Source organism: Variovorax sp. 10L426 (assembly GCF_056395305.1).
In genome coordinates this window covers 15,916-36,755 of the sequence record NZ_JBFTJF010000017.1, presented here as the reverse complement: position 1 = coordinate 36,755, position 20,840 = coordinate 15,916, and the positions used below count along the sequence as shown (strand labels likewise).

The window sequence follows — 20,840 nt, the reverse complement described above, 5'->3', positions numbered from 1 at the left end:
GCTTCAATGTCCACAATGGCCGTGCATTCATTCGAAGGAGCTTCGCGATCCATGAATTCCCTCGTCCAACCCGATTTTTCGAAGGGTGTCGCCTTCGTCCGGGGCCAATATGTGCCCATCGCCGAGGCCGCGATCCCCATCACCGACTGGGGCTTTCTGCGGTCCGACGCCACCTATGACGTGGTCACGGTCTGGGAAGGGGCCTTCTTCAGGCTCGACGCGCACCTCGAACGCTTCATGCGCAGCTGCGAGCGCTTTCGGCTCGATGCCGGCCTCACGCCCGAGCAGATCATCGCGGTGCTGACCGAATGCGTGCGCAAGAGCGGCCTGCGCAGTTCGTATGTCGAAATGATCGCGACGCGCGGGCAGCCGCCGTGGGGCTCGCGCGATCCGCGCCAGGCAGTCAACCAGTTCTACGCTTTCGCTGTGCCCTTCGTGTGGATCGCGAACGAGGCGCAGCGCCAGCGCGGCTTGCACGTGCAGGTGAGCGACGTGCAGCGCATTTCGGCGCGGTCGGTCGATCCCAAGGCCAAGAACTACCACTGGAACGATCTGACCATGGGGCTCCTGGGTGCGCTCGACGCGGGCGCCGACACCGTCGTGCTGACCGACGGGGCGGGCAATGTCGTGGAGGGGCCCGGCTTCAACATCTTCTGCGTGCGCGACGGCGTGGTCGTCACGCCGGAAGAGGGGGTGCTCGAAGGCGTATCGCGCCGCACCGTGATCGAGATCGCGCAGAAGCTCGGCATGCGCGTCGAATTGCGCCATCTTCCTGCCGACGAACTGCGTGGTGCCGACGAAGCCTTCCTGAGCACTTCGGGCGGCGGCGTGCTGCCCGTGACCCAGGTGGATGACCAGGTGGTCGGCCAAGGCTCGCCGGGCCCGGTCACGCAGCGGCTGCTCAAGACCTACTGGGAGTGGCACGGCGACCCGGCCTACAGTCGTCGGATCGACTATCGGGATGAACTGAATTGACCGCGCGCTCCAGTCGTTTGAGCCCGAACAGCGGCCTCAGCCACCGGAGGCGCCGGATCAGCCCGTCGCTCAGCGCCCAGCATCCGAGCACCGTGACGGCGACGATCAGCACCGGCTCCAGCACCGGCCCGAGTTGCATCGATGCCAGCGCCACGGCGCCGATGATGATGAGCGTCTGGTGCAGCATGTGCCACGGATAGACCGAGTCGTTGGCCCAGTCGAGCCAGGGCCACGGACGGTTCAGGTGGCGGTACGCGAAGCCCACAATGGCCGCAATCGCCGTCCAGAGATACGCCGCGCGCAGCACGCGCGTGATCCAGGCGGCGTTCGAGGCGTCGATACCCGACAGCCTGAGCATCACGAAGGCGGCGATGCAGCCCAGCGCGAGCGCCAGCGACCACCGGCGCAGCCTTTCCAGTTCGCGCCAGATGCCTTCGTCGACGCCCATCCACACGCCGTAGAGAAATACCGTGAAATACAGCGCGTGAAGGTACCAGTCGCGCACCAGGTTGTGGGTGGCCGGGAAGCGCGGCGCCAGCACCAGCGTGAACAGGAGCAGCGGAAGGACCGGGATCGCCAGCAGCTGCCAGCGCCTGAGCCCGAGAAAGGCGGCCCGAAGCCTGGCGCCGGGGCCGGAGCGCATCACCGGCGTCAGGAGCGCCAGGATGGCCGTGTAGACGAACAGGTAGGGCAGGTACCACAGGTGGTTCCAGGTCATCGGGAATTCCGAGCCGTCGAAGGCGCCCTTGGGCCACGGGCCGCCCGCGAGGTAATGCACCATGAAGGCGCTGAAGCCCGGCGCCACCAGCCCGTTGGAAACGCCCTGCGCGTAGGCCTGGTAGGGCACGACCACCGCCATGCCGAAGACCAGCGGCAGCAGCAGCCGGAAGGCGCGCAGCCGGATCACCGCCATCGGCGTGCGACCCCGGCTCAGGAAGCCGAAGGCCACGCCCGAAATCAGGAACACCAGGTCCATGCGCCAGACGTTGACGACCAGCATCGGCCACCGCAGCCATTCGGCCGCGTGCGGGCTCTTGAGGTGCCAGGGCCAGCCGGCCACGTAATACATGCCCACGTGGTAGAGGATGAGCAGCAGAAAAGCCAGCGCCCGCAGGGCGTCGATGTCGTGTCGTCGGTTCGTCGTCGTCATGCCGTGCTCCTTGAACGAAGGAGGCGATGCTCCTGCGACAGGCCGGGGTGTGGGGCGGCGGGGGGACGATCGCCGGGCGTTTTGTGACGAACGGTGGCCCCTGAGGGACGAAAAATCCCGTCACGCGGCCTGATTCGTGAGAATCCGGGGCATGAGCACCGCAAGGCCGCACGAAGGTTTGTCAATGAGCGAAGCCGGGATGAACCTGTTCGAGCGTTACCAGCCTTACCGGCGATGGGCCGAGGCGGGCTTCTGGGTGCTCATGATGGCGGTTCAGGCCACCTTCAGCACCGTCGTCGCCGTGATCGACGTGCGTGATGCCGGCCGGCAGATCCCGATCTGGCAACCGGTGACGTGGGAGCTGACCAGCCACCTGGCCTTGCTCGCGCTGGTGCCGGCGGTGATCGCCTTCGAGCGGCGTTTTCCGATCAGCCGCGCGCAATGGCGCCGAAGCCTGGTGGCGCACCTGCTGGGCAGCGTCGTCTTCAGCCTGGCGCACGTGGTCCTGATGGTCGGCCTGCGGCACCTCGTCTATGCCTGGGCGGGCAGCCGCTACGACTTCGGTGACTGGTTGGCCAAATGGCCCTACGAATATCTGAAGGACGCGCGTACCTATCTGCTGTTCCTGGTCGCGATCGTCAGCTACCGGGTTTTCATGCTGCGGCTGCAGGGCGAGGCGCGGGTTCTCGACCCACCGGAGGGCGGGGCGATGCCGGCCGAGGCGCCGGAAGCGTCCGAAGTGCCCGGAACACCGCTACGCCCCGACCGCTTCCTCGTGCGCAAGCTGCGACGCGAATTCCTGATCGCCGCCAGCGACATCGACTGGCTGCAGGCCCAGGGCAACTACGTCGGCCTGCGCGTGAACGGGCATGACTACCTGCTGCGCGCCACGATGACGGACTTTCTCGCGCAACTCGACCCGGCACGCTATGTGCGCGTGCACCGCAGCTACGCCGCCAACCTGGACCGCATCGCCGAGATCGAGCCCCTCGACGGCGGCGACGCGCGCCTGCATATGCGCGACGGCACGCACATTCCATGCAGCCGCCGCTACCGGCCGGCGCTGCGGGCCTGAGGGCCGGGCGGCGACAATCCCCGGTCGTTCCCACAGACAGAGAAAGACATTCGCGATGGCCATCCAGTGGTTCCCCGGTCACATGCATCTGACCAAGAAGGCCATCGCCGAGCGCATCAAGGACATCGACGTCGTCATCGAACTGCTCGATGCCCGCTTGCCCGGCTCCAGCGCCAATCCGATGCTGGCCGAACTCACCGGCCACAAGCCGGGCCTCAAGGTGCTCAACAAGCAGGACTTGGCCGACCCCGAATGCACGACACGTTGGCTGGCGCACTACAACGCGCAAGCCGATACGCGCGCCATCGGCCTCGACGCGGGCCAGACCGCACCGGCCCGGCAACTGATCGACGCCTGCCATGCGCTGGCCCCCCAGCGCGGCGGCATGGCCAAGCCGATGCGGGTGCTGATCTGCGGCATTCCCAATGTTGGCAAGTCGACGCTCATCAACACGCTCACCGGCAGCCGCAAGGCCAAGACCGGCGACGAGGCCGGCATCACCAAGCTGGAGCAGCGCATCACGCTGGCCGACGACTTCTATTTGTGGGACACGCCCGGCATGCTGTGGCCGCGCATCATCGTCGCCAAGAGCGGCTACAACCTGGCCGCGAGCGGCGCGGTGGGCCGCAATGCCTTCGACGAGGAAGAGGTGGCGTTGGAACTGCTTTCGTACCTGAAGCAGCACTATGCGGGTCTGGTCGAAGCGCGCTTCAAGCTCGACCCGATCGCCGGCCTGAGCGACGAGCAGGTGCTCGAAGCCATCGGCCGCAAGCGCGGCGCGCTGCTGGGCAAGGGCCGCGTGAACCTGCAGAAGGCGGCGGAGATCGCGATGCACGAGTTCCGCAGCGGCAACCTGGGGCGCATCACGCTGGAAACGCCGGAAGAGTTCACGCAGTGGCTAGCGGCCGGGCAACTGCTGGACGCGGAGCGCAAGGCTAGGAAAGAGGCGCGAACGGCCAAGAAGCGGGCGACTGAGGGCGATGGCGCGGATTCTGATAGGTAACTATATGAATTTAAACGGTTTTCACTGTAAAAATGAAATCAACAATAATCTAGTGAAAAGCGAGATAAGTTATTGAAAATAATACGTTTTCACTATAAATAATGATTTATATTAATTCATGGTGAAAACGGCAACCGGCATCATCGAAATCGGCGACAGCCAGAAGCGGCAGTACATCGACGCCGAAAGCGTTTTCGATGAACTGCGTCGCGTGCGCAGGGAGGCCGCACAGACGCGTGGCAGCATGATCTGGAGAGAGATCTCCGGCCGGCGATATCTGATTCGGACGTCCTCGAAGGGTAGCCACAAGTCGTTGGGGCCGGAAGGCCCCGAGACACTGCAGATCTTCAAGAACTTCATCGAACGAAAGGCCGCGACGGCCGAGCGGCTGGCAACCATCGAGAAGGCGTTCGACGAGCAACGGCGCCTCAATCGCGCATTGCGGGTCGGGCGCGTTCCGCCGGTGGTAGTCGATGTGCTGAACGCGCTGGACAAGGAAGGATTCTCGGAGCATTTCACCGTGGTGGGCACGCACGCGCTCTACGCGTACGAGAGTGCGTGCGGCGTTCGCTTCATGCCTCAGGCAATGGCGACGAGGGACATCGACCTGTTGTTCGACACGCGCAAGCACCTCAAATTCTTCTCACGCATGAAGGCATCGGAGGCCTCGTTTCTTGGACTTCTCAAGAAAGCTGACAAGACCTTCGTCCGCTTGGAGCGCCAGAAGGAGACAGCCCGGAACGCCGCAGGTTTCGAAGTCGACGTCATACGCCGCATCGCAAAAGACAAGGACCCGCATCCCTTGCGCATGAGCGATGACGAAGGGGATGTCTGGTCAGTGCAGGCCTCGACGGGCGATCGGATCCTGGGTTCGCCGAGGTTCAGCCAGATGGTCGTATCGACGACCGGCGAGATGGCGATCATGCACACCATGCATCCGCTCGACTTCGTCAGCGTCAAACGGGCTCTGGCCGCCTATCCAACACGCGAGCCGCTCAAGCGCTCCAAGGATCTGATGCAGGCGGACTTGATCGAAGAACTCGTGAATGCCTACATGCCCCAGTATCTGCGCGAGCCGCCGCGACCTGCCACGTGAATTGAGCTTCCATGAGGGACTTCCGATTCATGGTCGATGCCAATCGGCCAGGCGCCAGACCTCTCGGCTCAGCGCAACCCTGCTTCTTGCGCCACGGTCCCCTGGCCCGCCCCACGCGCGATGTCGATCGCCGTCAGCCCCCGGTCGTCGCGGATGTCGGTCTTCGCCCCGCGTGTGAGCAACAGCCGCACCGCATCTGCGTGACCTTGCCCCGCGGCCCACATCAGCAGCGTCAGGTTGTGGTCGTAGGTGGCGTTCACGTCGATGCCTGAAGCGAGCAGCGCGTCGAGCGCCGCCGCATTGCCCTGGCCGGCCGCATACACCGGCGCCGACTTGTTCATGCGGTCCACTGCATCGATGCGCGCTCCCGCTGCGAGCAGGCGCTTCACGAGTTCGGCATTGCCGCTGTAGCTGGCCGCCATCAGCGGGGTGACGTGATCGACGGAGGCCAGGTTCACATCTGCCTTGGCGTCGATGAGCACGATCCCCAGTTCGGCGTTGCCTTTCTCGCAGGCGATGAAGAGCGGTGTCTTGCCGACGCGGTTGCGCGAGTCGGCGACGGCGCCCTGCGCAAGCAGCTGCTTCACGCGTTCGACCTGCCCCTGTCGCGCGGCCACGAGCAACTGGGCGTTGGGACTGGGGTCGGTTTCCGGCTGGGCGGTCGCCTCGCGCGGCGACGCCAGAACCATCAGCGCGCAGGTCCACGACATCAGCGCGGACAGCGCTCGCGAGCGCAATGAGGCGGGTCGATTCATGGGTCCGATCTCCAGCGGCGATTGCTGCGGTGCACCGAAAAAATCTTCTATTCAGTGGACCTGAATGTGGCTACGCTTGCAAGCGAGGCGGGGCAGGTCCCTCTCTTCAGGGGCCGGGATCTGCCGCGGTCGCGCATCCACCCTCGCGCCGCTCTGTGCCTTGCGACACCGGTTCCCGGGTCGCCGCGGTGGCATAAAAAGGCATAACAACGCCTGAGGAGACCCGCGATGTTCAAGCAGACCAGGTTCGCGCGCGCGTGGCGCCGTGTGTACGTTGCAGGGCCGGTCATCGGCCTGATCTCGACTGCCGCGCTCGGGCAGGCGGAGAACGCAGGCCAGGCGGCGGCCACGGGCGCGCCGGTGCCGAAGACGATCTCGGTGTCGCAGCAGCAGCTCGACACGGCGGACAAGGGCTCGTCCAACTTCCTGCAGTCGAACATGAGCTATGCACAGACGCGGTTCTATCCGGCGTCGCAGATCAACACGGGCAACGTCGCCAAGCTGCGGCCGGCCTTCACCTTCCAGACGGAGGTGCTCGAATCGATGGAGACCGCGCCCATCGTCGTCGACGGCGTGATGTTCATCACCACCTCCTACAACCATGTGTATGCGCTCGATGCCGCGACCGGCAAGGAGTTCTGGCACTACAAGCACAAGATGGGTCCGGTCACGACCTTCTGCTGCGGACCCAACAACCGCGGCGTCGCGATCATGGGCGACAAGCTCTACATGGGCACGCTCGACGCGAAGCTCCTCGCACTCGACGCGAAGACCGGCAAGGTGCTGTGGTCCACGCAGATCGGCGACCCTGAAGCGGGCTATTCGGAGACCATGGCGCCAGTGGCCGTCAACGGCAAGGTGCTCATCGGCACCAACGGCGGCGAATACGGCATCCGCGGCTACGTGAAGGCCTTCGATGCGAACGATGGCAAGCTGCTCTGGACCTTCGACACCGTGCCCGAGAAGGGCAGCGAAGGCGTGTGGGCCACCAAGGACGCGACCCAGCGCGACCTGCACCGCAACATCGATGCAGAGAAAGCCCAGCTCGCCAAGGGCGGCGACTTCTACAAGACGCTCGGCGGCGGCGTCTGGATGGCACCGGCGATCGACAAGGAAACCAACACCGCGTTCTTCGTCGTCGGCAATCCGAGCCCCGACCTCTATGGCGCGGAGCGGCCCGGCGACAACCTCTACACCGACTCGATGGTGGCCGTGGACCTGAACACCGGCGCCTACAAGTGGCACTACCAGTACGTGCCGCACGATGTGTGGGACCTCGATGCCGTGTCGCCCGTGATCCTGACCGATGCGAAAGGCAAGGACGGCAAGATGCACAAGGTGGCCATCCACGGCGGCAAGACGGGGCACATCTATGTGCACGATCGCGCCACCGGCGAGCTGATCCGCTTCAGCGAGGCGATGATCCCGCAGGAGAACATGTGGGTGCTGCCGACCAAGGACGGTGCGCGCATGCTGCCCGGCGCCAACGGCGGTGTCGAGTGGAGCCCCATGGCGGTCAACCCGAAGCTGCGGCTGGCCTATGCCGCCAACCTGCACCAGCCCATGACCTACCACGTCGAGGAGGCCAAGTACCCAGGCGGCAAGCTGTGGCTCGGCGGCGCCTTCAAGGTGATTCCGTCTGAGAAGCAATGGGGACGGCTCGCGGCGGTCAACATCGACACCGGCAAGATGGCGTGGAAGTTCGACACTGAACAGCCGCTCATCGGCGGCGTGCTGGCCACGGGCGGCAATCTGGTCTTCAACGGCGAAGGCAACGGGCTCTTCCGTGCGTTCGACGCCAAGACCGGCAAGAAGCTGTGGGAGTACCAGTGCGGGGCCGGCGTGAATGCGCCGCCCGTGTCGTACACGACCGGTGGCAAGCAATACATCGCCGTAGCCGCAGGTGGCAACACGCAGCTCGACTTCAAGCGCGGCAACTCGGTCATGGTGTTCGCATTGCAATAGGATGAAGCCCAACGCCGTTGCCTGCGCACTTCGAGTACTGGCCGTTGCGGCAAGCGCGCTGCTTGCCGGCGGCGCCAATGCGCAGCAGGCAGCGGCGCCCGCGAAGGCGGCGGCCTGCGCGGCCTGCCACGGTGCGAATGGGCAACCCATCCTGCCCGTCTATCCGATCATCGCGGGGCAGACCTCGCGCTACCTCTACCTGCAACTGCGCGACTTCCAGGAAGGGCGGCGGTCGAACGAACTCATGACGCCGATGGTCGCGGGTCTGACACGCGACGAAATGCACGAACTGTCGGATTACTTCGCGGCGCAGAAGCCGCCGCCCCAGCGCTTCGTGCCCGATGCAGCGAAAGTGAAGCTGGGCCGGGCGAAGTCCGAGGAGACGCTCTGCACCATGTGCCACCTGGGGGGCTTCGCGGGCCAGAATGAAGTGCCTCGCGTAGCGGGCCAGAACCATGACTACATCGTCAAGCAGCTCACCGACTTCAAGGAGAGGCGCCGCACCAACGACGCCGGCACCATGACCAGCGTGGCGAATACGATGAGCGCGCAGGATATCGAGAATGTCGCGCACTTCCTCGCGGGCCTCTGAGAACCCGACACCGAAGATGCCGGGCACGCCCGGCACGGAAGCGCTCTTGCGCTACACCCGCGTGGCCGTCTTGCTCCACTGGTTGATTGCGCTGGCGCTGTTCGGGCAGATCGCATTCGGTTTTCTGCTGGACGACATCGCGCCACGCGACACGCCTGCGCGCTCTGCCGTGGTCAACCTGCACAAATCCTTCGGCATCGTGCTGGGCGTGCTCATCATCGCGCGGCTGGCCTGGCGGCTTTCGCATGCGCCGCCGCCATGGCCGGCCTCCATGACGATCGGCACGCGCCGGGCCGCCCGGGCGGTGCACATCGCGCTGTATGTGTGCATGGTCGTGATGCCGCTGTCGGGCTATGTCGGGTCGAACTTCAACCGGTTCGGTATCACCTTTTTCGGGTTCCAATGGCCGCCGTGGGGGCCGCCGTTGCCTGCTGTCTATGACTTTCTGGGGCTCGTGCATGGCGTGACGGCCTTCGTGCTCTGCACCCTCATCGTGGGCCACGTGCTCGCGGCGCTGAAACACGCCTGGATCGACCGCGACCATGTCTTTTCGCGGATGTGGATGTAGCGAGGCCGCGTTCAGTCCGCGAGTTCCATCGCGGCTTCCTCGGCGATGTACGCCACGTGGCGGAAATCCCGGATCAGGCTCACGCGGCCGTCGCGCCATTGCAATTCCATGAAGTAGCCCGGGCGCGTCGCGTCGGGCGCGCGCATGACGGCCAGCACCTCGCGTCCTTCGAGCCATGCCGGCACCAACCGCCAGTCGTCCTGGCGGCTGTAGTTCGTGTAGTAGATCTCGACCTCGCGCCGGCCCGCCGCCTTGCGTCGCGAGACGAGGTCGAGGCGGACTTCATCGGCCAGCATTGCGCGGACGCCGTCCCAGTCACGGGCGTTGAACAGATCCGCATAGCGGCGCAGCGCGGGCGAGATCGCAGGCGCGGCACGCGGCGTAGGCGCATGGGTCGTCGCTTCTGACAACTGGCGCAGCAGCGTCCGCCCCCGGTGCAGCGCTGCCTTGACGGCCGGCACGCTCAGCTCCAACTCGGCGGAGATTTCCTCCAGCGAATGTTCGAGCACGTCCTTGAGGATCACGCATCCGCGCTGCGCCGGCGCGAGTTGCAGGAAGCACGAGAGCGCCGCACGCACGGCCTGGTGGCGCGCGAGCGCGTTATCGGGTTCGTGCGCTTCGTCGTCGGCGATGCCGAGCACCGATTCGATCGGCTCGGCCATCCGGTGCACATCGCGCCGCCAATGGTCGATCGCACGGTTGTGCGCGATGCGAAACAGCCAGGGTCGCAGGGGCGGCAGTTCCTTCAGTTCGGGGAGCTGGTAGTAGGCGCGCGCGAGCGTGTCCTGCACCACGTCTTCGCCATCGGCGACAGAGCCGGTCATGCGCGTGCAGTAGCGATGCAGGTCGGGCCGGATGTCGTCGACGAGCGCCAGGAACTGGCGCCGGCTCTCCTCGAGCGTGGCGATGATCGCGTTGGCGGGCTCAGGCTCAGTCGCCGAAGAATCCATACGAGCCGATCTCCTTCAGTTGCGTGTTGACCGGCGGCTCTTCGCAGCGATCGCGCACGCCTGCCGTGAATTCCTTGAACACGGGCAATGAGGTCAGCGCGTTGCTGCCATCGGCTTCTTCGTGCGAAACGAGGTGGACGAAGCTCACGCCGTCGTCGAGCCGGAAGGTGGCGTAGCGCAGGCCCTGCGGCTTGAGGCGGTGAAGTTCCTCGTAGACCTTGGCGGCGAGGCGCTCGTTTTCGGCGACGCGGTCAGCCTTGACCTTGTATCGAACCATGTGTTTCACGTTTCAGTCCTTTCACCGGCGGCGCCGGAACCATTCTGTGACAAGCACAAGACGTTCGGGCGACCCGAAAGGATGCGGTGCCGGCGCCTGCAGGATTTTCCGCAGACGCCTATGCTCGCGTCCGGTTCTTTCGTTTCGCTTCAGGAGTTGTTTTCCCATGCGTCACCATCCCCTCGGCCGTACTGGCCTCTTCGTGTCCGAGCTGTGCCTCGGCACCATGACCTTCGGCGGCGGCGAAGGCATCTGGGCCCAGATCGGCGACCTGCAGCAGGCCGACGCCGAACGCCTGATCGGCTCGGCCCTCGATGCCGGCATCAATTTCATCGACACCGCCGACGTCTATTCGGGCGGCTTGTCGGAGCAGATCACCGGGCAAGCCCTCAAGAACCTCAAGGTGCCGCGCGAGAACGTGATCGTCGCCACCAAGGTCTTCGGCGAGACCGGGCCCGGCCCGAACGCACGCGGCGCCACGCGCGGCCACATCATGGACGGGGTCAAGGCCAGCCTGAAGCGGCTGCAACTCGACCACATCGACCTCTACCAGATCCATGGCTTCGATCCGGCCACGCCCATCGAGGAGACGGTGCGTGCGCTCGACCAACTGGTGCGCCAGGGCCATGTTCGCCATGTCGGCGTTTCCAACTGGGCCGCGTGGCAGATCGTGAAGGCGCTCGGCGTAGCGGAGCGGTGGGGGCTGTCGCGCTTCGAATCGTTGCAGGCCTACTACACCATCGCGGGGCGCGATCTCGAACGCGAGTTGGTGCCGATGCTGCGCAGCGAAGGCGTCGGCCTGATGGTGTGGAGTCCGCTGGCGGGCGGCCTGCTCAGCGGCAAGTACGGCCGCGACCAGCAGGGCGAGCAGGGCAGTCGTCGCACGGCCTTCGACTTTCCGCCGGTCAACAAGGATCGCGCGTACGACTGCGTCGACGCCATGCGCCCCATCGCGCAGGCACACGGTGTGTCGGTCGCGCAGATCGCGCTGGCGTGGCTGCTGCATCAGCCGCAGGTGACGAGTGTCATCATCGGCGCCAAGCGGCCCGATCAGCTCGCCGACAACATGGCGGCCACCAAGGTCGAATTGAGTGCGGCCGAACTGGCGCAACTCGACGAGGTCAGCCGACTGCCGGCCGAGTACCCGGGGTGGATGTTCGTCCGGCAGGGCGAATACCGCAGAAAACAACTGTCCGATGCGGGACGTTGAGACAGCTGTCCGGGATGCAGCGAATTGGTCTGCGCAAACAGGCCCAATGCGGCCAGTCAGCGTCCATTTAGGGTTGTCACTCTCTTCGGTTTTCCCTCTTGTAGTTATGGTTTAGAAACATTCAGACACTTGGAGATTTTCGACATGCCTTTGAGTTTCAAGCTTCTCGCCGTGGCAGGTGCCATCGCCTTTTCCGCGGGAGCGTTCGCCGCCGATCCGATCAAGATCGGCGTGGACGGACCGTTCACCGGCGGATCGTCCTCGATGGGCGTGAGCATGCGCGACGGCGTCCGCCTGGCCACCGACGAAATCAACAAGGCCGGCGGCGTGCTGGGCCGGCAGATCCAGCTCGTCGAGCGCGACGACGAGGCCAAGAATGAACGGGGCGTGCAGATCGCCCAGGAATTCATCAACAAGGAAAAGGTCGTGGCCGTTGTCGGCTACATCAACACCGGCGTGGCGCTGGCTTCGCAGCGCTTCTTCCAGGACGCCAAGATCCCGGTGCTGAACAACGTGGCGACGGGTTCGATCATCACGCACCAGTTCGACAAGGACCCCGAGAACTACGTCTTCCGCAATTCGGCGCATGACAGCATCCAGGCGCCGATGATCGTCGAGGAAGCGGTCACGCGTCGCGGCTTCAAGAAGGTGGCGATCCTGGCCGACTCGACCAACTACGGCCAGCTCGGCCGCGAGGATCTCGAGAAGGCGCTCAAGGCCAAGGGCATCACGGCGGTGGCGGTCGAGAAGTTCAACATCAAGGACGTCGACATGACGGCCCAGTTGCTGAAGGCCAAGGAAGCCGGCGCCGAGGCGGTGCTGACCTACGGCATCGGCCCCGAGCTTGCGCAGATCGCCAACGGCATGACCAAGCTGGGCTGGAAGGTGCCGATGGTCGGCAGCTGGACCTTGTCGATGGCCAACTTCATCGACAACGCCGGCCCCGGCGGTGACGGCGCGCGCATGCCGCAGACTTTCATCCAGGAGCCGACCACGCCGAAGCGCAAGAGCTTCATCACCAGCTACGTGGCGACCTTCAAGCCGAAGAACAACCGGATCGATTCGCCGGTCTCGGCCGCGCAGGGCTACGACTCGATCTACCTGCTGGCCGCCGCCATGAAGCAGGCCAACAGCACAGAAGGTCCGAAGATCCTGGCCGCGCTGGAAGACCTCAAAGCGCCGGTGGAAGGTGTGGTGACGACCTACAACAAGCCTTTCGCCAAGGGTGATCATGACTCCATCACCGCGAACATCCCGGTGTTCGGCGAGGTCAAGGGTGGTCGAGTGATCTACGCCAGTGCGGACGACATGAAGAATGCGTCGCAGGTGCGCCTCAAGAACAACGCCGCCAACGACGCACTGCTGAAGCCCTGATCTGCGCCTCCATCTCGGCGCCGCCGCGGGATCTTTCCCGCGGCGGCGTCTTTTCATGAGTAATGAACCCACCCCCGTTGCTTGCTCACTGCGTGTAGCCGCCTCCCCCTCAAGGGGGCAACACCGGCGGCCCGGCAAAGCCGGCTCCGCGGTGTTTCCCGAATGGGCGCCGCTTCCTTGGTTAACTGTTCTCACGCGATGCGCCGGGAAAAACTGATATGCAAATCCTGACCCAACTCATCTTCAGCGGTATCGCGCTGGGCATGATCTATGCCGTGATCGCGTTCGGCTACCAGCTGACTTTCGCGACTTCCGACACCCTCAACTTCGGGCAGGGCGACGCGCTGATGCTCGGCGCGCTCGTCGGCCTGACGCTGGTCACGCTGGGCGTGAACTACTGGTTGATGATCCCCATCGTCTGCGTGTTCGGCGCAGTGCAGGGCGCGGTGGTGGAGCGCATCGGCGTGCGGCCCGCGATCAAGATCAAGTCGGAGTTCGGCTGGATCATGTCGACCATCGCGCTCGGCATCATCTTCAAGAACGTGGCCGAGAACGTCTGGGGCCGCGACGACCTGAGGTTCCCTTCGCCGCTGCCGGAAGCGCCGATCAAGTTCCTCAACGCCAACGTGCTGCCGATGGAAATCCTGGTGGTGGTCGGCGCCATCCTGATGATGCTGGCGGTGGAAGTCTTCAACCGCCGCTCGATCTACGGCAAGGCGGTGGTCGCGACCTTCAACGATCGCGATGCGGCCAAGCTGATGGGCATCAACACGGGGCTCGTCATCACCTTCTCGTACGCGCTGTCGTCGCTCACCGCGGCCTTTGCCGGCGTGCTGATCGCTCCGCTCACGCTGACCGGCGCGACCATGGGCGCGGTGCTCGGGCTCAAGGCCTTTGCCGTGGCGATCATCGGCGGGCTGACCAGCGGCATGGGCATCGTGGTGGGCGGGATCATCCTCGGTATCGCCGAGACCACGACCGGGTTCTATCTCAGCACCGGCTACAAGGACGTACCCGGCCTGGTGCTGCTGCTGATCGTGCTGGCCGTGCGGCCCGCGGGCTTGTTCGGCAAGACGGCCATCAAGAAAGTCTGAGCGCGAGGCATCGAAGTCAACACAATGAAAACTGGTCGCCTTCTTCTTGCCATCGCGGGTTTCGCAGTGCTGATGCTGTTCCCGATCGGCATCGACAACCCGTACTACATCCACCTGCTCGAGACCATCATGATCTACGCGATCCTGCTGTTCGGGCTGGACATCGTGGTGGGCTACACCGGGCAGGTGTCGCTCGGCCACGCGGGGCTCTTCGGCCTCGGCGCCTATACCGCCGGCGTGCTGGTCTTCAAGATGGGTGCGCTGCTCATGGTGTCGCTGGTCGCCGCCATCGGCGTCACTGCGGTGTTCGGCGCCATCCTTGCGCTGCCGGCACTGCGGGTGACGGGGCCCTACCTCGCCATGGTCACGCTGGCCTTCGGCACCATCATCCAGATCCTCATCAACGAGATGGGCTTCATCACCGAAGGGCCGATGGGCATCAAGCTCAGCAAGCCGCCGCTCTTCGGCCACAAGCTCGACGAACGCGAGTTCTTCTGGCTCGTGGCGGTGATGCTGGTGCTGTCGCTCATCGTGGTGCACCGCATCCTTCGCTCGCATCTCGGACGCGCCTTCGAGGCGCTGCGCGGCAGCCCGGTGGCGTCGGACTGCATGGGCGTTTCGGTGTACCGCTACAAGGTCTACGCCTTCGTGATCAGCGCCGGCTTTGCCGGCCTGGCGGGCAGCCTGTATGCGTATTCGGAGCAGTACATCTCGCCGAACACCTACAACTTCGAGCTGACGGTGCTGTTCCTGCTGGCCGTGATCATGGGCGGGCGCAAGAGCCGCACCGGTTCGATACTCGGCGCGGCCATCATCGTGCTGCTGCCCAAGCTGCTCGATGACGTGGAGCTGTTCCGCTACGTGTCGGTCGGGCTGGCCGTGCTGGTGATGATCACCGCGGTGGTCGGCATCCAGCGTCAGCGCGTGACGCCGAAGCAGATGGCGATCCCGGTGGCCGGCAGCATCGCGCTCGCCGGACTCGCGTTCTGGCTCGACACCATGACCGACTGGCGACTGTCGATCTTCGGTGTGATCATGCTGTTCGTCGTCTACTACCTGCAGGACGGCATCGTCGGCTTCGTGCGCAACGCGCTCAATCTGCGCCGGCCCAAGGCGCAGGTCGAAGTGGTCGATCCGGCTGCGGCGCCGTCCGATGCGGTGAGTGTCGCGGCATCGGGCAGCGGCGGAGCCGAAGTGCTCCAGGCCGCGGGCGTGCTCATGCAGTTCGGTGGTCTGAAGGCGCTCAACAACGTCGACCTGACCGTGAAGCGCGGATCCATCCATGGCCTGATCGGGCCCAACGGCTCGGGCAAGAGCACGATGATGAACGTGCTGACCGGCATCTACGTGCCCACTGCCGGCAGCATCGAATTCGGCGGGCGCTCGCTGGTCGGGCGCACGTCCGCGGACATCGCGCTGTCGGGCATCGCGCGCACCTTCCAGAACGTGCAGCTCTTCGGCGAGATGACGGCGCAGCAGAACGTGCAGGTCGGCCTGCACCACACTTTCAAGAGCAATCTGTTCGACGTGGCCGTGCACACGCCGCGTTACCGCCGCGAGAACGCCGCGGCGGCCAACCGCGCGCTCGGCTTGCTGAAGTTCGTCGGACTGGAGGAGTTCGCGGCGGAAGAGGCGCGCAACCTGCCTTACGGCAAGCAGCGCCTGCTGGAGATCGCCCGCGCGCTCGCGCTCGACCCGCAACTGCTGCTGCTCGACGAGCCTGCCGCGGGTCTCACGGCGCCGGACATCAAGGAACTGATCGCCATCATCCGCAAGATCCGCGAACATGGCGTGACGGTCATCCTGATCGAACACCACATGGACGTGGTGATGAGCATGTGCGACACCGTCTCGGTGCTCGACTTCGGCCAGAAGATTGCCGAGGGCGGGCCGGCCCAGGTGCAATCGGACGAGAAGGTCATCGAGGCCTATCTCGGCGGACAGGATGCAGCGGAACCTGCCGCGCAGGCCGCGTGAGGATCATCAGATGCTGACCATCCAGAATCTTTCGGCCGGCTACGGCAAGGTGCAGGTGCTGCACGGAATTTCGATCGAAGTGCCCAAGGGCAAGGTCGTGACGCTCATCGGCTCCAACGGCGCGGGCAAGACGACGACCATGCGCGCGGTGTCCGGCATGATCCGCGCGACCGGGGGCGAAATCACGCTCAACGGCAAGCGCATCGACGGGCTGGAGTCGTATCACATCGCCAAGCTGGGGCTTGCGCATTCGCCCGAAGGCCGGCGCGTATTCGCGACCATGAGCGTCACCGACAACCTCACGCTGGGCGCGTTCCCGCGGTTGACAGGCAGCCGCCCGCGCGGCGATGTGGCCGCCGATCTTGAGCGGGCGATGGAACTGTTTCCGCGCCTGAAGGAACGCCGCACGCAATTGGCCGGCACCTTGTCGGGCGGCGAGCAGCAGATGCTCGCCATGGCCCGCGCGGTGATGCTGAACCCCGAGGTCGTGCTGCTCGACGAGCCGTCGATGGGCTTGGCGCCCATCCTGGTTGCCGAGGTGTTCCGCATCATCGAGCGGCTCAAGGAGCAGGGCGTGACGATGCTGCTGGTCGAGCAGTTCGCAGCTGCCGCGCTTGGCGTGGCGGACTATGGCTACGTGCTGGAGAACGGGCGAATTTCGTTGCACGGGCCGGCGGAGAAGCTGCGCAACGAGCCGGGGGTGAAGGCGGCGTATCTGGGGGGTGGGCACGGTTGACTCGTACCGCTCACCGCTTGCATAGTCGGCCCCGACAACCAACCGGGATGCGCTATGGACACCAACAGCAACTACCTCGGACACAAGACCGGATTCGGGACGCAAAGCGCGTCTCTCGATTTTGGTGTGGACGTCTTCGGGAATGACACGGGGGTCCGAGGCTCGAGCGATACGGGGCACGGCGTCGTCGGTCGCTCGGAAAGTGCCACCGGTGTTCGCGGTGAGGGCAAGGTCGGCGTACAGGGGAACGGCGTATTGGGGCCAGGTGTCGTGGGTGTCGGCGGCGTCGATGGGGTCGGATACGCGACAGCGGGCGTCATTGGCAGGGGTGCTACCCGACCATCGGGCGATGATGGCGTGAAAGGACCCGGACTGGTCGGTCTCGCCGGGGGCGAAACACCCTTGCCCACCGAGAGGGTCACCGGGAATGTCGGAGTCTTCGGCAAAGGCGCTTCCGGTCAGCCAATACTTGAACATGGGCGTCAGAGTGCAAGTTCGAATCCTGGTCCCGGAGTGGTTGGCATCGGCGGTGCCGCGGACCTTGGAGGCTTCCAGATCAGCGCACCCGGTGTCGTCGGTTTTGCCGGAAGCGTTGCGCGTCCGGACCTGGCTCAGGTGGACATGCTGGCGAACTCCGGTGTCTATGGACTGGGGCCGGTCGGGATGACCGGCGAAGGAGAGATCGGCGTCAAGGGCGTCGGCAGTGGAGACTGCGGCGGCGTCTTTCAGTCCGAAGCGGGGCCACAGATACGGCTGGCTCCATACCGCGCCCACGATCCGAACAACGAGCTATCTCAGGTGGTGCCGGCCGCCGCCATGGTGATCGGCAGACCGCAGGATAGCTTGCCGCCAGTCGGACAAGCCGGCGACCTCATGTCGATCATCGATGGCCATGGTCGTTGCACCCTCTGGTTCTGCGTCCGCGCAAGCATGGAACAACCATTCGACGCCGCCCAATGGGCACAAGTCCTTCTGGGTCCATCGATCAATCACTTTGGGCAGTCCGGATAGGCCGGCACGATATCCGTTGAGAGAGCTTCTCTATCTCGGCAGGGGCAGTCGGTCATGAGCCGTAAATGACGATTTGCGGCTCAGCCGAGCGTGCGCGCCAGCAGCGAATCCAGGGTTTCCTCGGCGCGCTTCAGCATCAACGCCTCGATGGCCTGGGCCGCCGCGGTGGCATCCGCATAGCGTGCGAAGGGGATCTGCTTCGCCATCGGCGGCAGCATCAATGGCAGCGACTTCAGGTCCTGCTGGTTCAGGCTGGCCTGGTTGATCGCGCGCTTGGCGTTGATCTGGAAGTGCCGCCAGGTCCGCCGCGTCTGCAGCGCAGCGAAGATGTATTGCGGCAGCGCGCGCTCGGCGTCGGGCACCAACCGCATCATGTTCGATTCGAACACTGTCGGCTCGGCCAGCGTGCGGATCAGCACGCTCTTGCCGAGATGCTCGGGGCTGTTGACGCGGTTCACCAGGATATCTCCCTCCGCCAGCCCGTAGCGCCCGGCTTCGTCTTCCTCGACATGAAGGCGCTTGAGCAATGCGGGCTCGCGCAGTTCGCCGTCGCGAAAGCTGTCGATGCGCACGATCGGCGTGCCGGTGCCGTAGGCCGACTTGTGCTTGTACAGGCCGTTCTGCGGACTGATTTTCAGCAGGCTTCCGAGCGGCACCACAGGCCACTGCTTGGGGTTACGCATCGCGTCGCCGAACACATCGGCGTAGAGCGCCGGCACCATTTGAACGGTTCGCTCGCGGATCTCGCGCCGCAGGCGAATCGCGCTCTGCGCGCACAACAGCAGGTCGACGATGCGACGCTGTTCATTCAGATCGGGCAAGGGCAGCTGCTGGTCGAGGATGCGTGCATCCGACACCGCCGGATACAGCGCGCCCGTGGCCAGCTTGCACACGCCCTGGATGAACTTCCTGGAGCGCACGAAGAAATAGATGTACTCGGGCAGCACGCGCGGTGTCGCGCGCAGCACGCAAAAGGCGGTGCTCGCGACCTCGCCGTCGAGTTCCGGCGGCACCAGCGCCACGGCATTGAGATTCGGGCGGACGGTCGACACCAGCACGTCGCCGGTGCGCATCAGCTTGCGCGCACGGCTCGGCGCCTCGGCGCCCTTCAAGGTGCGCGCACCGGTGATGGTCTTCTTCTTGTTGTCGACGGCGGCGACATCGACATAGGTGAACGGATCGTCGGGCCAGGCGGACGGGTTCATCGTGCCCGTTTTCGCCTCGACCACCTCCCGCAGCGCGACCCGTGGCGCCTTCATTTTTCCCACTCCGTGAGCAGGATTCGCAGCGTTTCCATTTCCTTGGCGAACTCCAGTTCGAGCGCGATGATCTCGTCGACCAGTTCGCGCGGGTTGCGATGCTCGGCTTGCGCTTCGGTCAACGGACGATAGCGTGCCGCCGAGAGATTGAAGTCGTTCGCGCGCAGCGCGGCGGCGTTGGCAAACCACCATTTCTCGTCCCATTCGGCATCGGGCTCGCGCGCCTCCCAACGCGCCAGCGAGGCGTCGCGCTGCGCGTAGGCCTGGGCCAGGCGCGGCAAGTCGTCGGCCTCGACGGGCCTGTCGTGGTTGGCGTCGAGCGCGTAGCCGTCGTCCTCGACATGCAGGAACAGCACGTGCTCGGTGTTGCCGCACTTGCGGAAGAAGAGCACCGATGTCTTCACGCCCGAATAGGGCTGGAACACGCCGCCTGGAAGACTCAGCACCGCATCGACCTGGTTGTTCTCGACGAGCTGCCGGCGCAATTCCTTGTGTGCCGCCGTGGAGCCGAACAGCACGCCTTCCGGCACCACGACAGCGGCGCGGCCCTCGGCGCGCAGGCTGTCCATCATGTACTTGAGGAAGAGCAGTTCGGTGCTGCTGGTGGTGCCGACTCGCACGTCGTCGACGATGCGGTCCTTGTCGACCCGGCCCGAGAAAGGCGGATTCGCCAGCACCACGTGAAAGCCTTCGGGTGGCAGGTCGAGCTCGGTCTTCTTCGCGTCGTCGAGCACCGAGGTCAGCACATTGCGCTGAAGGATGCGAACGTTGGCCAGGCCGCGCAACGTGAGGTTCATCGTCGCCAGGCGGACCATCTTCGGATCGACGTCGTTGCCGAAGAAGGTCTTGTTCTGAAGCGTCGCGAGGTCTTCGGGCGTGAGCCTGTCACCGAGACCGCGCCGCAGGGTCTTGCCCTCGGCTTCGGCCTCCACGACGGCATCGGGCGACGAATGGGCGAGACGGATGTGGTTGTAGGCCGCCACCAGGAAGCCCGCCGTGCCCGCTGCCGGGTCGTAGATGGTCTCGCCGATGGTCGGGTCCACCATCTCGACGATGCCGCGGATGATGTGGCGCGGCGTGCGGAACTGCCCCAGTTCGCCGGCCTGCCTGATCTGGCGCAGCACGTGCTCGAAGAGGTCTCCCTTGGTGTCGGAGTCCGCATCGGCGAGCCCGAGGCCATCCACCAGGTGGACGACCTGCGACAGCACCGTCGGCTCGCTGATGCCGAGGCGCGCCCCGCGCATGAAGTCGTGCGCGCCGGCGGCACCGATTTCGGAGAAGAAGGGGAACACCTCGTCGCGCACGAAGTGCACGAGCGCATCGCCCGTCAGCTCGTTCGCCCAGGCCGACCAGCGAAACCGTGCGCGCGGGATGGCGGGCGTGCCGGTCTGCAGCACGGTGGCCGTCAGGACGCCCTCGTGGGCCGAGGGCAGGGAGGCGTTCGAGGGGTTCCTCAGGATCCAGTCGCCGCTGAACATGCTCGTGTAGGGCTCGTTCAGCGTCTTCGCGCGCATGGCGTTTTCGTCGTCGATGGTCTCCAGGAGATAGAAGAAAAACAGGAACGACAGCTGTTCCGCGTTGCTGACAGGATCGGGGTAACCGCCGCCAAAGAGGTAGTCGCGAATCTGGTCGATCGACCGTCGCATTTCAGCGGTCAAGGGCATGGGGACAGGGCTTGGGCGATGCGCATGGTGAGCCCACGAGTCTAAGAGGCAAATTGGAGGAAACTCCGGGGACCCGGCGGATGCCGACATGTTCCGAGAAACCCAGCCT

At 65.0% G+C, this 20,840-nt stretch carries 19 protein-coding genes; 13 read left to right on the top strand and 6 right to left on the bottom strand.

Features of this window, described 5'->3' with window-relative positions:
• The first annotated feature begins 51 nt into the window (after positions 1–51).
• Complete coding sequence (locus AC1DHL_RS22850) at positions 52–975, top strand: aminotransferase class IV (RefSeq protein WP_478101055.1); 924 nt, start codon at positions 52–54, stop codon at positions 973–975.
• Here AC1DHL_RS22850 and AC1DHL_RS22845 read toward each other — a convergent pair.
• Positions 902–2,125, bottom strand: a complete 1,224-nt coding sequence (locus AC1DHL_RS22845; RefSeq protein ID WP_478163466.1) for an acyltransferase family protein — start codon at positions 2,123–2,125, stop codon at positions 902–904. The two genes, AC1DHL_RS22850 and AC1DHL_RS22845, sit on opposite strands and share 74 nt — an antisense overlap.
• 184 nt (positions 2,126–2,309) lie before the next feature.
• On the opposite strand from AC1DHL_RS22845, the gene AC1DHL_RS22840 reads away from it, so the two are divergent.
• From AC1DHL_RS22840 to AC1DHL_RS22830, 3 genes are all read left to right on the top strand, one after another.
• A complete protein-coding gene (locus AC1DHL_RS22840; protein WP_478163529.1) occupies positions 2,310–3,200 on the top strand; it encodes a LytTR family DNA-binding domain-containing protein in 891 nt (296 codons plus the stop codon).
• 55 nt (positions 3,201–3,255) lie between these two features.
• Positions 3,256–4,203: a ribosome biogenesis GTPase YlqF gene (ylqF, locus tag AC1DHL_RS22835; protein ID WP_478101061.1), complete on the top strand. Its 948-nt coding sequence runs from the start codon at positions 3,256–3,258 to the stop codon at positions 4,201–4,203.
• Between the two features lie 118 nt (positions 4,204–4,321).
• Positions 4,322–5,299: a GSU2403 family nucleotidyltransferase fold protein gene (locus AC1DHL_RS22830; RefSeq protein ID WP_478101063.1), complete on the top strand. Its 978-nt coding sequence runs from the start codon at positions 4,322–4,324 to the stop codon at positions 5,297–5,299.
• Between the two features lie 68 nt (positions 5,300–5,367).
• Here the strand turns inward: AC1DHL_RS22830 and AC1DHL_RS22825 are convergent, their stop codons facing one another.
• Positions 5,368–6,054, bottom strand: coding sequence for an ankyrin repeat domain-containing protein (locus tag AC1DHL_RS22825; RefSeq protein WP_478163465.1), 687 nt, complete (start codon positions 6,052–6,054; stop codon positions 5,368–5,370).
• Between the two features lie 228 nt (positions 6,055–6,282).
• Here AC1DHL_RS22825 and AC1DHL_RS22820 point away from each other — a divergent pair, with 228 nt between their 5' ends.
• Genes AC1DHL_RS22820 through AC1DHL_RS22810 form a run of 3 tightly spaced genes read left to right on the top strand, consistent with a single transcriptional unit; the run spans position 6,283 to position 9,179 of the window.
• A complete protein-coding gene (locus AC1DHL_RS22820) occupies positions 6,283–8,019 on the top strand; it encodes a PQQ-dependent dehydrogenase, methanol/ethanol family (protein WP_478163464.1) in 1,737 nt (578 codons plus the stop codon).
• Between the two features lies 1 nt (position 8,020).
• Positions 8,021–8,611, top strand: coding sequence for a c-type cytochrome (locus tag AC1DHL_RS22815; protein ID WP_478163463.1), 591 nt, complete (start codon positions 8,021–8,023; stop codon positions 8,609–8,611).
• A complete protein-coding gene (locus tag AC1DHL_RS22810) occupies positions 8,583–9,179 on the top strand; it encodes a cytochrome b (protein ID WP_478101071.1) in 597 nt (198 codons plus the stop codon). The genes AC1DHL_RS22815 and AC1DHL_RS22810 overlap by 29 nt, the downstream gene beginning before the upstream one ends.
• An 11-nt stretch (positions 9,180–9,190) precedes the next feature.
• Here the strand turns inward: AC1DHL_RS22810 and AC1DHL_RS22805 are convergent, their stop codons facing one another.
• Positions 9,191–10,129 carry an RNA polymerase sigma factor gene (locus AC1DHL_RS22805; protein WP_478163462.1) on the bottom strand — a complete coding sequence of 313 codons (939 nt, stop codon included), beginning with the start codon at positions 10,127–10,129 and terminating at the stop codon, positions 9,191–9,193.
• Entirely contained in the window at positions 10,110–10,415 is a 306-nt protein-coding gene (locus tag AC1DHL_RS22800; RefSeq protein WP_478101075.1) for a hypothetical protein, read from the bottom strand. Before AC1DHL_RS22800 ends, AC1DHL_RS22805 begins: the two co-directional genes overlap by 20 nt.
• A 157-nt stretch (positions 10,416–10,572) precedes the next feature.
• Here AC1DHL_RS22800 and AC1DHL_RS22795 point away from each other — a divergent pair, with 157 nt between their 5' ends.
• The 6 genes from AC1DHL_RS22795 to AC1DHL_RS22770 all read left to right on the top strand — a co-directional run bounded on the left by AC1DHL_RS22795 (position 10,573) and on the right by AC1DHL_RS22770 (position 17,808).
• Positions 10,573–11,616, top strand: coding sequence for an aldo/keto reductase (locus tag AC1DHL_RS22795; protein ID WP_478101077.1), 1,044 nt, complete (start codon positions 10,573–10,575; stop codon positions 11,614–11,616).
• A 144-nt stretch (positions 11,617–11,760) separates the two neighbouring features.
• Positions 11,761–12,990, top strand: a complete 1,230-nt coding sequence (locus tag AC1DHL_RS22790; protein WP_478101079.1) for an ABC transporter substrate-binding protein — start codon at positions 11,761–11,763, stop codon at positions 12,988–12,990.
• Positions 12,991–13,208: 218 nt separating this feature from the next.
• Complete coding sequence (locus AC1DHL_RS22785) at positions 13,209–14,084, top strand: branched-chain amino acid ABC transporter permease (protein ID WP_478101081.1); 876 nt, start codon at positions 13,209–13,211, stop codon at positions 14,082–14,084.
• A 24-nt stretch (positions 14,085–14,108) separates the two neighbouring features.
• Positions 14,109–16,061: a branched-chain amino acid ABC transporter ATP-binding protein/permease gene (locus AC1DHL_RS22780; protein WP_478163461.1), complete on the top strand. Its 1,953-nt coding sequence runs from the start codon at positions 14,109–14,111 to the stop codon at positions 16,059–16,061.
• Positions 16,062–16,071: 10 nt separating this feature from the next.
• Positions 16,072–16,797 carry an ABC transporter ATP-binding protein gene (locus AC1DHL_RS22775; protein WP_478101085.1) on the top strand — a complete coding sequence of 242 codons (726 nt, stop codon included), beginning with the start codon at positions 16,072–16,074 and terminating at the stop codon, positions 16,795–16,797.
• A gap of 54 nt (positions 16,798–16,851) precedes the next feature.
• A complete protein-coding gene (locus AC1DHL_RS22770) occupies positions 16,852–17,808 on the top strand; it encodes a hypothetical protein (RefSeq protein ID WP_478101087.1) in 957 nt (318 codons plus the stop codon).
• 80 nt (positions 17,809–17,888) lie between these two features.
• Here AC1DHL_RS22770 and AC1DHL_RS22765 read toward each other — a convergent pair whose 3' ends face one another.
• Both AC1DHL_RS22765 and AC1DHL_RS22760 read right to left on the bottom strand, forming a co-directional pair.
• A complete protein-coding gene (locus AC1DHL_RS22765) occupies positions 17,889–19,067 on the bottom strand; it encodes a restriction endonuclease subunit S (RefSeq protein ID WP_478163460.1) in 1,179 nt (392 codons plus the stop codon).
• Entirely contained in the window at positions 19,064–20,713 is a 1,650-nt protein-coding gene (locus AC1DHL_RS22760; RefSeq protein WP_478163459.1) for an HsdM family class I SAM-dependent methyltransferase, read from the bottom strand. The genes AC1DHL_RS22765 and AC1DHL_RS22760 overlap by 4 nt, the downstream gene beginning before the upstream one ends.
• Positions 20,714–20,840: the final 127 nt, after the last annotated feature.

What these genes read in the sequence shown, in the direction of transcription:
- AC1DHL_RS22850 (WP_478101055.1), top strand. Translation starts at nt 52, where the DNA reads ATGAATTCCCTCGTCCAACCCGATTTTTCGAAGGGTGTCGCCTTCGTC.
- AC1DHL_RS22845 (WP_478163466.1), bottom strand. Translation starts at nt 2,125, where the DNA reads ATGACGACGACGAACCGACGACACGACATCGACGCCCTGCGGGCGCTG.
- AC1DHL_RS22840 (WP_478163529.1), top strand. Translation starts at nt 2,310, where the DNA reads ATGAGCGAAGCCGGGATGAACCTGTTCGAGCGTTACCAGCCTTACCGG.
- ylqF (WP_478101061.1), top strand. Translation starts at nt 3,256, where the DNA reads ATGGCCATCCAGTGGTTCCCCGGTCACATGCATCTGACCAAGAAGGCC.
- AC1DHL_RS22830 (WP_478101063.1), top strand. Translation starts at nt 4,322, where the DNA reads ATGGTGAAAACGGCAACCGGCATCATCGAAATCGGCGACAGCCAGAAG.
- AC1DHL_RS22825 (WP_478163465.1), bottom strand. Translation starts at nt 6,054, where the DNA reads ATGAATCGACCCGCCTCATTGCGCTCGCGAGCGCTGTCCGCGCTGATG.
- AC1DHL_RS22820 (WP_478163464.1), top strand. Translation starts at nt 6,283, where the DNA reads ATGTTCAAGCAGACCAGGTTCGCGCGCGCGTGGCGCCGTGTGTACGTT.
- AC1DHL_RS22815 (WP_478163463.1), top strand. Translation starts at nt 8,021, where the DNA reads ATGAAGCCCAACGCCGTTGCCTGCGCACTTCGAGTACTGGCCGTTGCG.
- AC1DHL_RS22810 (WP_478101071.1), top strand. Translation starts at nt 8,583, where the DNA reads ATGTCGCGCACTTCCTCGCGGGCCTCTGAGAACCCGACACCGAAGATG.
- AC1DHL_RS22805 (WP_478163462.1), bottom strand. Translation starts at nt 10,129, where the DNA reads ATGGATTCTTCGGCGACTGAGCCTGAGCCCGCCAACGCGATCATCGCC.
- AC1DHL_RS22795 (WP_478101077.1), top strand. Translation starts at nt 10,573, where the DNA reads ATGCGTCACCATCCCCTCGGCCGTACTGGCCTCTTCGTGTCCGAGCTG.
- AC1DHL_RS22790 (WP_478101079.1), top strand. Translation starts at nt 11,761, where the DNA reads ATGCCTTTGAGTTTCAAGCTTCTCGCCGTGGCAGGTGCCATCGCCTTT.
- AC1DHL_RS22785 (WP_478101081.1), top strand. Translation starts at nt 13,209, where the DNA reads ATGCAAATCCTGACCCAACTCATCTTCAGCGGTATCGCGCTGGGCATG.
- AC1DHL_RS22780 (WP_478163461.1), top strand. Translation starts at nt 14,109, where the DNA reads ATGAAAACTGGTCGCCTTCTTCTTGCCATCGCGGGTTTCGCAGTGCTG.
- AC1DHL_RS22775 (WP_478101085.1), top strand. Translation starts at nt 16,072, where the DNA reads ATGCTGACCATCCAGAATCTTTCGGCCGGCTACGGCAAGGTGCAGGTG.
- AC1DHL_RS22770 (WP_478101087.1), top strand. Translation starts at nt 16,852, where the DNA reads ATGGACACCAACAGCAACTACCTCGGACACAAGACCGGATTCGGGACG.
- AC1DHL_RS22765 (WP_478163460.1), bottom strand. Translation starts at nt 19,067, where the DNA reads ATGAAGGCGCCACGGGTCGCGCTGCGGGAGGTGGTCGAGGCGAAAACG.
- AC1DHL_RS22760 (WP_478163459.1), bottom strand. Translation starts at nt 20,713, where the DNA reads ATGCGACGGTCGATCGACCAGATTCGCGACTACCTCTTTGGCGGCGGT.